Source organism: Clostridium sulfidigenes (assembly GCF_000732635.1).
Lineage (GTDB): Bacteria > Bacillota > Clostridia > Clostridiales > Clostridiaceae > Clostridium_J > Clostridium_J sulfidigenes.
The window spans coordinates 1-14,373 of record NZ_JPMD01000042.1 but is presented as its reverse complement, the minus strand read 5'-3'; the positions used below and the strand labels follow the sequence as shown (position 1 = coordinate 14,373).

Here is a 14,373-nt window from a genome sequence, read left to right as displayed (position 1 = left end):
TAATATTACTTGCTTCTAACTTTAATTGAATATGTCCTTAATTCCAATAATCTCTTCAATATATGGTTTTCCACTAGAAGTGTATATCTCTTTTAATTCAGATACTGTTACACCCTTTATTCCTAAGTATATCTTTTCTTTATTAACCTGTTCCTTCTGCCCTTTATTTTTCTCTTCATAATCCTTTTTATTTACAAATACTCCTATTACATCGTGAATTATATAATAACTATTTTTATAATTTCCTATAAACATCGCTACATGCCCATTTAAAAATATAAGGGTTCCAGGTTTCAAGCTATCTAATATTTTCATTCTTTCATGATAAGGCATTTCTTTATGAACAAGCAATGTTTTCCCAACAGATTTTTTTAATTGATCACCACTATTTCTTGGAAATTGTATTCCAAAGGTTCTAAAGGTATCTATGATAAGGGAAGAACAATCTCTTCCATTGAATTCTCCACCCCACCCATACCTTTCTCCTTGGAATTTAAATATTTGCTTTAATATATTATTTCTACTACATTTTAAATATCCTCTATGAACATCTTCATTGTATGGAATTAAAATATTAGTAAACTTTAGTTCACCATTACTTTCTCTTAGTGGATATTTAACTACATAATTACCTTCACTATACATATCATAGATTAATTCTTCCTTGCTCAAATTAGTTTCTATAGGTAGTTTTACTCCCATATCAATATCTAAATTTCTCAATGCTTCTATAAAAGGATTATAAACGAGATTTATCTTTTTACCTGTAACTACAATGAAATCTTTGCATTTACAATATTCTTCTATTTCTTTTTTACTTCCAAGAGCTATATTTTCTTTTTTAATCCATCCTGAATAATTATAGGTTTTGCAAAAACACCATTTTCCATCTTTACTAAAAGCATATATAATACAAGGTTCCGCTGCATATATAGCACTTTCCATAAATCTGTCTAAATCATATTCTTTTTCCCCCTTAAACACTCTATCACTAGTAGGAAATGTTCTTATACTTCCCCTCTTTACCACCAATCCATATTCTATAGAAATCTTGTCCTTTACTTCTTTTAAATTCATATTATCAATAAGTTTATCATAATATTCCTTGTTTACTTTACTACCATTCTTGTATCTATCACCTTCTGGAATCTTGCTTACACAATTTATCATAGTAACTACATATTCTTTAGCTACTTCATTCGGTTCATTAAATATATCATAAATATATCCCTTTTTAATTCCTTCAGCGTTGTACTTTTCTATTTCATCCTTAGTGAGAATAATATCTTTACTTCTCTTGCATAATTTTATCCATAAATCACTATAGTACATTTCATCCATAACATTTAGATTAATATTACGATTCATAGTATATCCTCACCTCTAATTATATATTTTCACTTAAATATTTCTTAATTTTAAGCAATCCTTAATATAATTATACTATTTATTTTGCTAACATATTATAAATTTACATAAATATAAATTAAATGTAATCCTTTCTTATTATTCTTTATTTACTTAACAATTTATGTTGACATTAATCATATATATGCTAAAATAAAGTTAATAATTTCTGCATCATAACTTAAGATTTATGATATAATAGAATAATAATTAATAATATTATCGCAATGAAGAGGACAGTAGATATGTCACTTTATTTACAGAGAGAAAGCATAGTAGCTGAAATTGCTTTTAAATAAATCATGTTGAAGACCACCTCTGAGTGACTCTAATAAAGTCCGTTAACTACGTTATAGTTTTTAAAGTGGTCCTTTATATCACTTTGTTAAGTTAGTTATCTTTATACTCTAATTTTAATAAGTTAAGGACAATTTGGGTGGAACCACGGGTATACCTCGTCCCTTTTCTTTATGAAAAGTGACGAGTTTTTTTATTTTATATAAGATGAAACTCCATCTCACATAGGTTGGATGAAGTAAATTCGAGGACCAAATCAAAGATTTACTTTTCTCGCTTTGCTCGATATGAAACTCCATCTCACATACATTCGTTGGAGTAAGTTCGAGGAACCAAATCAAAGATTTGGACTCTCACTTAAAGTTTTTGGCTAGAATATTAGATATAGAAGGGAGATTTTTAAATGATTAAAATTACTTTAAAAGATGGATCAGTTAAAGAATTAGAAAATGAAATGAGTATTATTGAAATTGCAAAAAGTATTTCTGAAGGACTTGCTAGAGTCGCTACAGCTGGAACAGTAAATGGAAAAACTGTAGACCTTCGTTATATAGTTAAAGAGGATTGTGAATTGAATATTTTAACTTTTAATGAGGATGAAGGTAGAAGAGCTTTTAGACATACAGCTGCTCACATATTATCACAAGCTGTTAAAAGACTATTTCCTGAAGCAAAACTTGCTATAGGACCCGCTATAGATAATGGCTTCTACTATGACTTCGACCTTGAAGGTGGATTTTCTAACGAAGATTTAGATAAAATAGAAGCTGAAATGAAAAAAATAGTTAAGGAAGATTTATCAATTGAATGTTTTCAACTTCCAAGAGAAGAAGCGATTAAATTTATGAAGGAACAAGATGAACCTTATAAAGTAGAACTTATAGAAGATCTACCAGAAGGTGAAATCATAACTTTCTATAAACAAGGTGAGTTTACTGACCTTTGTGCTGGTCCTCACTTAATGACTACAAAACCAGTGAAAGCTTTCAAGTTAACTAAACTTGCAGGAGCTTATTGGAGAGGAAACGAAAAAAACAAAATGCTTGCTCGTATTTATGGAACTGCCTTTACAAAGAAAGCAGAACTAGATGAATACCTAGAAGCTGTAGAAGAAGCTAAAAAACGTGACCACAATAAGCTTGGAAGAGAACTAAAGTTATTTACTACTTCTGAACCAATAGGTCAAGGTCTACCTCTTCTAATGCCTAAGGGTGCTAGAATTGTTCAACTTCTTCAAAGATGGGTTGAAGATGAAGAGCAAAAAAGAGGCTACCTTTTAACTAAAACACCATTAATGGCTAAAAGTGATTTATATAAAATATCTGGACACTGGGATCATTATAAAGAAGGAATGTTTGTACTAGGTAATGAAGAAAAGGATAATGAGGTATTTGCATTAAGACCTATGACTTGTCCATTCCAATTCACAGTTTATAAAGCTGAATCTAAAAGTTATAGAGATTTACCTCTAAGATATGCTGAGACTTCTACATTATTTAGAAATGAATCTTCTGGAGAAATGCATGGATTAATTCGTGTAAGACAATTTACAATTTCTGAAGGTCACCTTGCATGTAGACCAGATCAACTTGAAGATGAGTTTAAAGGGGTAGTTGACTTGATTAACTATATGCTTGATACTCTAGGTCTTAGAGAAGATATTAGTTATAGATTATCTCTATGGGATGAAAATAATAAAGAAAAATATATTGGAGAACCTGAAGCTTGGAATGCAGTTCAAAATAAGATGAGAGAAATTTTAAATCATCTTGGAATTGAATATACTGAAGCTGTTGGTGAAGCTGCCTTCTATGGTCCTAAACTTGATCTTCAGATTAAAAATGTTCATGGTAAAGAGGACACTATAATTACAGCTCAAATAGACTTCTCTCTTGCCGAAAGATTTGGAATGACTTATGTAGATAAGGATGGTCAAGAAAAATATCCATATGTTATTCATAGAACTTCTATTGGTTGCTATGAAAGAACTCTTGCCCTTCTTATTGAAAAGTATGCAGGAGCATTCCCAGTATGGCTTGCACCAGTTCAAGTTAAACTACTTCCAATCTCTGAGAAGTATCATGACTATGCTGATGAAGTTTATGCTGAACTTAAGAAAAATAATATTAGGGTTGAAGTTGACTACAGAGCAGAAAAGATTGGTTATAAAATTAGAGAAGCACGTAATGAAAGAGCTCCTTATATCTTAGTTGTAGGAGAAAAAGAAGCTGAAAATAAAGAAATTGCAGTAAGAAGCCGTAAAAACGGAGATGAGGGTTCAATTTCTATAGATAACTTCATTGAAAGAATTGTGAAAGAAATTGAGAGTAAAGAAAGATAATAGAGTAAACAGACTTTAATGTAACTAAGGACTGAGATAATCTCAGTCCTTTTATTATGCTAATTTTTAATTCTATATGTAAAAAGAGCTATTTTAAAATAGATAGTTCCATATTAAAATAGCCACTTTCATTAACTATAAACTATAGTAATTCTCCAACGCTAATACTTACTAAAAATGGTGGAGCTTCTCCACATTTAGGAATTCCTATCACTGTTGCACATAATAGAGCAAAAACTCCTAATACACATACCTTTTTACAAAATTTACTCATTTTTAAAACACCTCCCCTATATTGATTTTATCACTAAAAGAAACAAATTTCAATAGTTTCTGTATCATCCCTAAGCACTTTTCAGCCTTTTCATATTCCTTATTCTTAAAATATAGCTCCTGAAGTTTAGTATAATATTTTATCTTTAAATCTAAATTATTAGTATTTTTCAAAATCTCAATAGCAGCCTCTATGATCTTTTCTAATTCTTCTTTCATATTTAATTCACAGTAAATCTTCTCAAGGAGCTCATAACCCTTAAATATATATTCATAATCATTGTATTCATTAGCCTTTTCAATTCCCAGTTCTATTATCATTATAGCCTCATCATAAAGTTTTTTAATAACATAGATATTAGCCTTTTCAATTAAAGTATGAGATACATTTTTAATATCAACTTTATTTCTAATTTTTAGGGACATATTATAATAATCTAAAGCCTTAGTCAAACTTCCTTCTTTTCTATTTAAGGATCCTATGTTATTATATATGAGTCCTAAAAATTTATTGCTTTCTTCATCATTTCTTTCCTTTACTATATCAGTTAATTCCTGTAATATCTTGATAGCATTATCCAATTCACCTAATTCTTCATAGCAGTTAGCTTTTAATATATTTGCATAAACATAGGTTGAAAATCCCTTGTCCATGTCAATCCTATGAATAAATTTATTTATAATATCTATAGCTTCATGAAATTTTTTTATATAATAATAGGCTACTGATAAATTATAGGTAGAATACATTAACACCTTTTCATCCTTAAATATCTCTGCATTATATATAGCTTTATTAAAATATACAATAGCCTCTTCATAGTCAAGCAAATGGGATTTGCAATAACCTAATACATTGTAGATATAACATATTTCTATGTTTACCTCTTCACCTCTTAAAATATCCATGGAATAAAAATAATTTTTATAGGCTTCTAAGTATTGATTTTCTTCAAAATAAAGGTCTCCCTTTCTTCTGTATACCTTGGCTTCAATTGAGATTAAGTTATATTTTTTTCCAATATTCATAATTTCGTTTAGCTCATCCATAGATAAATCATTCTTAAGGATTTTTTCGCAATATAATTTAGCATCCTCTTCTACACTTCTTGAAAAATAATCTTCTTCTAGTTCTAATTCAACATTCAATTCTTTAGCTTTTTTCATAAACTTTTCAGCAATAATCTTTGATGCCTGTAATGTAATATTCCTTCTTCCATTTTCCAATAAACCTAAATATCCTCTGGTAAAATGAGAATCTTGAAATTCTTGCTGAGTCATTCTTAGTTGTTTTCTTAATAACTTTATTTTTTTATTTCCATTTATAAACTCCACACATTTATCCATAGCCTTCTTATTAAACCCCTTCTATACCTAAGTTTTGATTTATTATTTTCTAATTCATCTTAAATCATATCATTTTTAAATTCATACTACAATAAATTGGATACTACATTTATATATAATATGTATCCTAAATACATATTATTCCATAAAGATATATTCTTTTTTTATATCATCATAGAACTTTAAGCTGAAAATAAAAATTTATTTACAAGATACTACATTTTTTATGATACAATATGTAATATTCATTGTTTCACTGTAAACTGTTAAAGTAATTTGACTTAAACTTTTTATAGCATTTTTGATACAAAAATATATAATAAAAGTATAATATTAATAAGGGGATGATCTTATGAACAAAAAACTAATTTCAATTCTTGCAACTGTAGCTTTAGCTGCAACCTTCACTTTTCAACCTGTAAGTGCACAAGGCTTAGAAAAACCTACAAAAAATAAAGCAGACATCTTAAAGGAGTTCAAAAATTTAAACAAAGGTAAGGAGAAAGTTCACATTGACAACAAAGATGGAATGAAACTATTTATAAGCGGTATCCTATCTGAAACTGTTAGTCCATCTTCTAGTAGTGTTATTGATTTCTTAAATGAAAACATGTCACTATTCAATATGAAAAATATTAAAAATAACTTTTCTCTTATCACTGCTGAACAAGATGATTTAGGATTTACCCATATAAAACTTCAGCAAACCTTTGACGGAAAAAAAGTTTATGGAAAAACTATAACTGCACACTTTGATAAAAATGGTGTTATTACTGGACTAACAGGAACTTTGGAAAATAGAATATCCTCAGTAACTAAAAAGAATAATAAACCTCTTACTGCAGATAAAGCTATAGAAATAGCTAAAGCTTCTAAGACATTTACTGAATTAACAGAAGAAGTCAGAGCTGAAAATTATATATACTTCGACGATAAAAATGCTTATGAAGTTTATAAAATAAATCTTGCTTATGATCTTCCTGAAATGGAAAGCTGGGAAATCTTTGTAGATGCTTATAGTGGTGATATTATAAAAACAGAAAGTTTAATAAGAGAAGCCGGTCCAGTTACTGGTACAGGCATTGCTGTAAATGGTACTACTAGAGAGTTAAATTTATACCAAAATAAAACTAACTCATATCAATTAAAAGATACTACTAAACCTATGACTGGAACTATAAACACTTATACAGCTAACTATAGAACTACAACAACGGGTACTTTAATGACAAGTTCTAGTACTACAGTTTCTGATAAAGCTGCAGTAAGCGCCCATAGCTATGCAGAAGTTGTATATGATTTTTATAAAGATTTATTTAATAGAAATAGTTTAGATAATAGAGGCATGTCTTTAACTTCTGTTGTACACTATGGCTCCCGTTATAATAATGCTTTTTGGAATGGATATAAAATGGTCTATGGTGACGGTGATGGATCCTATTTTGCTCCATTATCAGGAGATCTTGACGTAGTTGCTCACGAAATGACTCATGGAGTGACTTCAAACTCTGCAGACCTTGCTTATGAAAACCAATCTGGAGCATTAAACGAATCTATGTCAGACGTTCTAGGTGTTTTAGTACAAACCTACGACAAGTACAATGTTGCAAATGGCGGTCAATGGACATTCAACTCTTCTGATTGGGTAGTTGGAGATGAAATTTATACTCCAAAAGTATCAGGAGATGCGTTAAGAAGCTTAGCAAATCCAACACTATATGATCAACCTGCTCACATGAATAATTATCAAAATCTACCAAACACAGAATCTGGAGACTGGGGTGGAGTTCACATCAACTCTGGGATTCCTAATAAAGCTGCTTATTTAGTTGCTCAAAATATAGGCTGTGAAAAAACTGCTGATATATATTATAGAGCACTAACTGTTTATTTTAACTCCACTACAAATTTCTCTCAAGCAAGACTTGGTTTAATACAAGCTGCAACAGACTTATATGGAGCAAATTCAACTGAAGTACAAGCAGTATCTAATGCTTTAACATCAGTTGGAATTCTAGGTAACTAGCAGTACTCCTATTTATAAAAATTTAAACTCTATATCTAGTATTATGATTAGATATAGAGTTTTTTATTTTACTTATTATAAGATAAAGCTTTTCTTCCCATCTTAGTCCAAACAGATTGGAAAACTGTCTTATCTATTTTTGAATTTTTTGCTCCTGATAATGGATCATTATAATATAATGATTTTTCATCCATACCTGTAAGTAATACTGCATGCTGTGAAAAATCTGCTTTTACAACTTTTCCATTGCTCGTCCAATTATGTGGAAAAACTGGATTATTAAAATATACAGTTATCCAAACAACTACTGGTCTTCCACTTAACATTGTATTCTCCAAAGTCTCATAACTACATCCAGTTAAATCTAAAGTCTTTCCTGGCAAATAATAATTAATTAGTGGTGCTAATGCAACTGGATCAATAGAATACCCTGGGCTTTTTCCTGTAATATCTCCTACAAAACCAATCTGTGGATTTCCCCATTCTATTATTTTTCCTGCTGAATCACGTTTTATTGGAGTAGTATCTTTTTTCATTTTTGAAACTACTGTTGCTTTATCCACCCTTATTCCTGCATAATTTAACATCATGGTTAAAGATGTAGCTTCACAACCATTATGGTATTCTGGCAACTGCTTAATCACAGGTATATCTAAAAGTATGTTTTTTGATACAGTAATAGCACTAGCTGTATTATCTTTATATATATTTTTCGCCAATACTGATGCAAATAAAAAAAGTATCATCATAAGTAGTTTTAAAAATTTTTTCATAGTTTTTCCTCCTTGTATTTGTTTACTATATATAATTCTAAAAACTACTTTCTACTTTTTAACTGTCTTTATATTATTTTTAGTCATATAACTCTTGTCCACTTATATTTTGCCCTTTATAAATTAATTCATCCACTTAATTATATGATTATATTCCATAAATTTCTTAATGAAAAAATGGTTTTAATTTAAATACATATTAAATCAAAACCATTTTTATCTTATTTTTATTTTTTTATTTATAATAGGATAATGCCTTTTTACCCATCTTTGTCCATACTGACTTAAATGTGCTTTTATCAACCTTTGCATTTTTAACTCCAGTTAAAGGATCATTATAATATATTGAATTCTCATCCATACCTGTGATTAATACTGCATGTTGAGTAAAATAAGATTTTATAACTGTTCCATTACTGGTCCAAGTATGAGAAACTTTCGGTTCTTTAAAAGTAGATGTTATCCATACTACAATTGGTCTTCCACTTAATAGTATATTTTCCAACTCACCATAATCACAACCTGTCAAATCTAGCGCTTTATCTGGTAAGTATTCATTTATTACTGGTGCAAGAGCCACAGGATCTATAGAATATCCAGGAGTTTTACCTGTTATATCTCCAACAAACCCCTTCTTTGGGTTTCCCCATTCTATTATACTGCCTTTTGAGTCATATTTAATTGGAGTTAAATCCCTCTTGACCTTTCCAATTACAGAATCCTTACTAACGTTAACTCCTGCATAATTTAGCATCATAGTTAAAGATGTTGCCTCACAGCCATTTTTATATTCTGGCAACTGATTAATTATAGCTACGTCTAGATTTATTTGCTTTGATGCATTTAATGCTTTTTCTAATTCATCTTTCTTTTTCTGAAGTTCTTCTTCTTTTAATCGCTTTTCTTCAGCTTTTTTAGCTTCTGCTTCTTCCTTAGCTTTTCTTTTAGCTTCTTCTTTTGCTGCCTTTTCTTCTTCTTTTTTCCTTCTCTTTTCTTCCTTCTCAAGCCTAGCTTCTTCCTCTGAACTTATATAACTAACATTGCCCTTACTAGCTAAAAAACTCATATGATCTTGAAGAGCACTAACCTTTTTACTTTCATAAATATATATGTTAAATGTAATTGTTAATGCTACAAAGGAAAGTGCTAATATAAACAATGCAAAAAGCTTTTTCATAGTACTCCCTCCCTAGTATATAACTCCTATAGAATATTAATTTAAATCCGCCTTTTTAATATTATCGTCAAGTTCTGATTGTACTTTAGGCGGTTTAGTTGCAATATATACAGCTGATATAATAATTATTGAACCTATTATTTGACTAAATCTCAAAGTTTCTCCAAGTATAAAGAAACTAAATATAAAAGTAACTACAGGACATAGGTTTAAGAATAAAGTAGATATACCTACATCTAATTCCTTAAAAGCAAAATTATATCCAAAGTTTCCAAAAGAAGAACATATTAATGCTAAAAATAAAAGATTTAAAATTATATTACCATTAATCATCTGGAAATTTATAGTTTCAAAAGGTAATAAGGGTATAAATGCTAGTGTACCAAAAATAGACTGATAGGTTGTAATGGTTATGTTAGAATATTTTTTAAACAGAGGCTTTGTAATTATTAAATACCCACACCATGCTATTACGCTACCAAACATATAAAAATATCCTGATAAAGACCCACCTACTACATCTTTTCCTATAACTAAATAAATTCCAAATATAGATACTATAATACTAATTACACTTAATCTAGATATCTTTGTTTTATAAAATATTTTATCTGCTATTATTGCTGCTACAGGTAAAGTAGCTACTATTATGGATGCTGAATTGGCAGACACCCTTAATATACCATTATTTTCAAAGAAGAAATATAAGGTGATAGCAAAAATTCCACTAACAGCCAATCTTCCATAATCTTCTTTATTAACTTTCTCCTTATTTGTAAATTGTTTTATTATAATAAGTGTTACAGTGGCAATAAAAAACCTAACAAAGGCCATTGCTACAGGTGAAAATGCATCTAATACTACTTTTATACTAACAAAAGAAATTCCCCAAGCTACCACTACACCTATTAACGTTATGTACGCTAATGCTTTTTTTGTCTTCATAATTTTCCCCCCTATCTGCATGCTTAATTATATCATAATCTTGTACTATTTCTATTATTAATATAAACATTTATTATACTCTAGCATCTTATATTCATATAATAAATCCACTACACTTATTAAAATCTGATAAATGTAATGGATTATTTTTTATTTTATAACTTTGTGGCATATTTTTTTTCAAAATAGTGAACTACTTCATACATTAAATAAGCAATTATTGAAAGAATAACTACACTCATCATTACCATATCTAATTGTGCTACTTGTCCTCCATATACTATTAAGAAACCAAGTCCCTTTTTTGCTACTAAAAATTCTCCCATTATAACTCCTACCCAAGAAAGTCCTACACTAATCTTTAGTGCAGATATAAAAGTTGGTGTCGTAGCAGGAATGATTAAGTTAGTTAAAATTTTAAACTTTGACGCACCAAAGGTCTTTAAGAGTTTTATTTTATCTTCTTCTACTTCTCTAAAGCCTGAAAGTATACTTATTATTGTAGAAATTATGGAGATTAACAATGCCATGATTATAATTGCCTTCATTCCATTCCCTGCCCAGAATATTATTATAGGTCCTAAAGCTACTTTAGGAAGTGCATTTAGGACTACAATATATGGATCTAAAACATTGGAAAGAAAGTCTGACCACCACAACATTATTGCAATTATAGTCCCTAAAAAGGTTCCTAAAGTAAATCCAATTATAGTTTCAAAACAAGTTATTGTTATATGATTAATTAAAGCTCCCTCATTATACAACTTCATAAAACTCTTAAACATTCTTAATGGTGTACTGGTTAAAAACGGGTCAATAATCTTTAAATTGCCTAATACTTCCCAAAGAAGAAAAAATGCAACTAATATAAGTATTCTAGTAAAAATAATCTTTCTTCTGTTTCTTTTTACCTTCTTTAAATATTCTTCATGTTCCTTACTTATCATCATAATCCATCTCCTTCCATATATCATTAAAATATACTCTAAACTTACTGTGTTCACGACACTTTAAAGGAGTTAGATTTTCTCCATCAAATTCTATCTTTATAATTTTCTTTATTACTGCCGGTCTTTTTGATAGCACTATTACCCTAGATGACATAGACACAGCCTCTGAAATGTCATGGGTGACCATAATGGCTGTTTTACCTTCATTTTTAATTATTTCGTATATTTCATCACTGACATTGAGTCTAGTTTGATAATCTAGGGCTGAAAATGGTTCGTCTAAAAGTAAAACTTCTGGGTCTAAAGCTAAGGTTCTAATTAAAGCAACTCTTTGCCTCATACCGCCTGATAACTGTCTTGGATAATGGTCCTTAAACTCCCATAGATTATAGTTTTTTAATAATTTCTCTAACTTTATTTTCGCATCATCATTCATCATTTTTTTAATTTTTAATCCTATACTTACATTCTGCAATACCGTTAACCACTCAAAAAGTTGATCCTTTTGAAACATGTATCCAATTTTATCTGAGTACCCTTCTTGAACACGTCCATCAACTAATATATCTCCTGATGAAGCTTCAATAAGCCCAGATACTATATTTAAAAGTGTGGATTTTCCGCATCCTGAAGGTCCAACTATACTTACGAACTCTCCACCGTCTACTGTGAAGTTAATATCTTTTAAGGCAACAGTCTCTGCAGATAGTGTATGATAATTCATGTAAACATTCTTTATTTCAATTCTATTCATATCTCCATCTCCATATCTTTATTTTTTATCTTCTTAGTTTTCTAATTTCTTTTCTATAATTACTTATAATCCTTAGCTTTAAAGTTCTTTAATATTTTATAGTACTAATATATGAGGTTATAATAAATGTTGATAATAAAACTTATACCATATATAAATAAAAGGAATATGCCTTTAAAATCCTAAAGACATGTTCCTTTAAAATTATTTATTTGTATATACAATTTATAGATTTTAATGATTCTAAAAAATCATTTTTTCTTTATTTCTTCATAGCCTTTTCACTAATTGAATTATTAACTATATCTTTAAATGGTGGTCTTTTAATTAAAAGTTCAGAGTCGTAGGATTCTATAATATCCATTAATCTATTCATATCCTCTTCACTTACCGTTGGAGTTTTAGCGTAAGCCTCTATTTTTTTATAATTTTTCACAACTGTTTCTATTACTTCTTCATCTGTTCCTGGAAAGAAATCTTTTATAGAACTGGCAACTGTAGCATCCTCATTAGACATTACCCACTCCTGCCCCTTTTGAATAGCCTTAACAAATCTTACTAACAAGTCTTCATTCTCATTAATATAAGATTGAACAGTATAAAAGCATGTATATGGAAGGGTTCCAGCGCTTTCTCCAATAGATGCTACTACAGATCCATTTATCTCATTTGCTATTACACTAGCAGTTGGTTCAAATATTGCAGCATAGTCTCCGGTACCGCCTTTAAATGCTCCTGGAACTGCGTCAAATGCTATATTAGTAACTAAATTTAAATCCTTTTCTTTGTCGATATTTTCATTTTTTAATACATACTCAAGAGCCATTTCAGGTACTCCACCCGGTCTTCCTCCTATAACTGTCTTCCCTTTAATATCTTGCCATGAAAACTCACTATGTTTATCTCTAGATACTAAAAATGATCCGTCCTTTTGAGTTAACTGGGCAAATACTACTGGATAATCTTCTCTACCTTGATTATAAATATACATTACTTGCTCTGGTCCTGAGAATCCAATATCAACACTTCCACTAATAAGTTGTTGCATAGTTTTATCTGCACCTTGGCCTGTGGAAAGTTCAATCTCAATTCCTTCTTCTTCAAAGAATCCCTCACTAATTGCTGCATACATTGGTGCATAAAAAATGGATCTAGTTACTTCATTAAGTCGTATAGTTGTTATTTTATCTTTATTTCCTTGATTTTCTTTGTCTGATGTCTTATTTTTATTACATCCTGTAAATAAGCCAACACATATAAATGCACAAATTAAAGCACTTAATAACTTAATAGTTTTCTTTCTCATAATTTCCTCCTAGAATAATATTAGTAATACAGTTTAACACTTCACTTCTCATACTCTATAATATGTAGAATAATGATTTTTGCTAACTAAAGTTTATAACTAATAATTATTAATATTGAAAAAGTATAATTGTATAACCTAAAAATACTGTGACATTTGACATGTATCATAGCCCATGTTAGTATCCTTGTGTAGCATTACTGAATTTATATATTCTATTCATTTTAAAATATAAGGAGGATTTCTATGTCTATAGCAATAATGGCATGTAGAAAGTTAGTCGGTCAATGTGCTGGAACTGGATGTTTTGATGCCTATAACAATTTAACTGATGCCTTTCGAAAGTATGAAAATTCAAAACCTATATTATCAAGCTTCTTCTATTGTAGTGGTTGTGATACAACTATATCAGATCAAGAAGATTGGAATCATAAAATAGAGCAACTTAAAAGAAAAAAAGTCGATACCATTCATATAGCTCTTTGTATAGATGTTGAGTGTGATAATTATAATAAGCATGAAAAGCTTTTAAAGAATCATGGATTTAATGTAATTCATGGAACTCATAAATAATTAGATTTATTATATAATTTAAGGAAATCAATTAAAATCTAATATTAATAATTATATTAAAAAGTGACTAATAGATAAAAGTTCAATTGGTCACTTCTATATTTTTATCATATATTTTATCACCTAATTGTTAGTAATAGCTCCAATTTATTTTATTATCTATATAGTTACATTTATTTATAAAATTATATATATTGTATTTTT

General features: G+C 29.2%; 12 protein-coding genes and 1 other annotated feature. Of the genes, 3 read left to right on the top strand and 9 right to left on the bottom strand.

Annotation, left to right across the window (positions count from 1 at the left end; genetic code table 11):
• Positions 1-21 precede the first annotated feature (21 nt).
• A complete protein-coding gene (locus IO99_RS15690) occupies positions 22-1,368 on the bottom strand; it encodes an SH3 domain-containing protein (protein ID WP_051824235.1) in 1,347 nt (448 codons plus the stop codon).
• Between the two features lie 257 nt (positions 1,369-1,625).
• Positions 1,626-1,873: a binding site (T-box leader), on the top strand.
• Between the two features lie 234 nt (positions 1,874-2,107).
• On the opposite strand from IO99_RS15690, the gene thrS reads away from it, so the two are divergent.
• Positions 2,108-4,045 carry a threonine--tRNA ligase gene (gene thrS / locus IO99_RS15685; protein ID WP_035135135.1) on the top strand — a complete coding sequence of 646 codons (1,938 nt, stop codon included), beginning with the start codon at positions 2,108-2,110 and terminating at the stop codon, positions 4,043-4,045.
• 142 nt (positions 4,046-4,187) lie between these two features.
• On the opposite strand, the gene IO99_RS19695 is transcribed toward thrS, so the two are convergent.
• Together IO99_RS19695 and IO99_RS15680 are read right to left on the bottom strand one after the other, a co-directional pair.
• A complete protein-coding gene (locus IO99_RS19695; protein WP_278245264.1) occupies positions 4,188-4,319 on the bottom strand; it encodes a hypothetical protein in 132 nt (43 codons plus the stop codon).
• Between the two features lie 2 nt (positions 4,320-4,321).
• On the bottom strand, positions 4,322-5,665 hold the full coding sequence (locus IO99_RS15680) for a tetratricopeptide repeat protein (RefSeq protein ID WP_035135133.1): 1,344 nt from the start codon (positions 5,663-5,665) through the stop codon (positions 4,322-4,324).
• Positions 5,666-6,017: 352 nt separating this feature from the next.
• Here IO99_RS15680 and IO99_RS15675 point away from each other — a divergent pair, with 352 nt between their 5' ends.
• Positions 6,018-7,691, top strand: a complete 1,674-nt coding sequence (locus IO99_RS15675) for a M4 family metallopeptidase (RefSeq protein ID WP_035135132.1) — start codon at positions 6,018-6,020, stop codon at positions 7,689-7,691.
• Positions 7,692-7,759: 68 nt separating this feature from the next.
• Here the strand turns inward: IO99_RS15675 and IO99_RS15670 are convergent, their stop codons facing one another.
• The 6 genes from IO99_RS15670 to IO99_RS15645 form a co-directional block, all read right to left on the bottom strand.
• Complete coding sequence (locus tag IO99_RS15670) at positions 7,760-8,464, bottom strand: C39 family peptidase (protein ID WP_051824234.1); 705 nt, start codon at positions 8,462-8,464, stop codon at positions 7,760-7,762.
• Positions 8,465-8,699: 235 nt separating this feature from the next.
• A complete protein-coding gene (locus IO99_RS18525) occupies positions 8,700-9,641 on the bottom strand; it encodes a C39 family peptidase (RefSeq protein WP_051824232.1) in 942 nt (313 codons plus the stop codon).
• A 36-nt stretch (positions 9,642-9,677) separates the two neighbouring features.
• Positions 9,678-10,586 carry a DMT family transporter gene (locus IO99_RS15660; protein WP_051824231.1) on the bottom strand — a complete coding sequence of 303 codons (909 nt, stop codon included), beginning with the start codon at positions 10,584-10,586 and terminating at the stop codon, positions 9,678-9,680.
• A gap of 155 nt (positions 10,587-10,741) precedes the next feature.
• On the bottom strand, positions 10,742-11,536 hold the full coding sequence (locus tag IO99_RS15655) for an ABC transporter permease (protein WP_414632080.1): 795 nt from the start codon (positions 11,534-11,536) through the stop codon (positions 10,742-10,744).
• The gene (locus tag IO99_RS15650; RefSeq protein ID WP_035135130.1) at positions 11,523-12,290 is read right to left on the bottom strand and encodes an ABC transporter ATP-binding protein; all 768 of its coding nucleotides are present in this window, start codon (positions 12,288-12,290) and stop codon (positions 11,523-11,525) included. The genes IO99_RS15655 and IO99_RS15650 overlap by 14 nt, the downstream gene beginning before the upstream one ends.
• A gap of 262 nt (positions 12,291-12,552) precedes the next feature.
• Complete coding sequence (locus tag IO99_RS15645; protein WP_035135128.1) at positions 12,553-13,596, bottom strand: ABC transporter substrate-binding protein; 1,044 nt, start codon at positions 13,594-13,596, stop codon at positions 12,553-12,555.
• A gap of 246 nt (positions 13,597-13,842) precedes the next feature.
• Here IO99_RS15645 and IO99_RS15640 point away from each other — a divergent pair, with 246 nt between their 5' ends.
• Positions 13,843-14,169 (top strand): CGGC domain-containing protein, encoded by a 327-nt coding sequence (locus tag IO99_RS15640; RefSeq protein ID WP_035135126.1) that lies wholly within the window; start codon positions 13,843-13,845, stop codon positions 14,167-14,169.
• Positions 14,170-14,373 lie beyond the last annotated feature (204 nt).

Excerpts from the sequence above, each read along its gene's own strand:
- IO99_RS15690 (WP_051824235.1), bottom strand. The coding sequence starts at position 1,368 with ATGAATCGTAATATTAATCTAAATGTTATGGATGAAATGTACTATAGT.
- thrS (WP_035135135.1), top strand. The coding sequence starts at position 2,108 with ATGATTAAAATTACTTTAAAAGATGGATCAGTTAAAGAATTAGAAAAT.
- IO99_RS19695 (WP_278245264.1), bottom strand. The coding sequence starts at position 4,319 with ATGAGTAAATTTTGTAAAAAGGTATGTGTATTAGGAGTTTTTGCTCTA.
- IO99_RS15680 (WP_035135133.1), bottom strand. The coding sequence starts at position 5,665 with ATGGATAAATGTGTGGAGTTTATAAATGGAAATAAAAAAATAAAGTTA.
- IO99_RS15675 (WP_035135132.1), top strand. The coding sequence starts at position 6,018 with ATGAACAAAAAACTAATTTCAATTCTTGCAACTGTAGCTTTAGCTGCA.
- IO99_RS15670 (WP_051824234.1), bottom strand. The coding sequence starts at position 8,464 with ATGAAAAAATTTTTAAAACTACTTATGATGATACTTTTTTTATTTGCA.
- IO99_RS18525 (WP_051824232.1), bottom strand. The coding sequence starts at position 9,641 with ATGAAAAAGCTTTTTGCATTGTTTATATTAGCACTTTCCTTTGTAGCA.
- IO99_RS15660 (WP_051824231.1), bottom strand. The coding sequence starts at position 10,586 with ATGAAGACAAAAAAAGCATTAGCGTACATAACGTTAATAGGTGTAGTG.
- IO99_RS15655 (WP_414632080.1), bottom strand. The coding sequence starts at position 11,536 with ATGATGATAAGTAAGGAACATGAAGAATATTTAAAGAAGGTAAAAAGA.
- IO99_RS15650 (WP_035135130.1), bottom strand. The coding sequence starts at position 12,290 with ATGAATAGAATTGAAATAAAGAATGTTTACATGAATTATCATACACTA.
- IO99_RS15645 (WP_035135128.1), bottom strand. The coding sequence starts at position 13,596 with ATGAGAAAGAAAACTATTAAGTTATTAAGTGCTTTAATTTGTGCATTT.
- IO99_RS15640 (WP_035135126.1), top strand. The coding sequence starts at position 13,843 with ATGTCTATAGCAATAATGGCATGTAGAAAGTTAGTCGGTCAATGTGCT.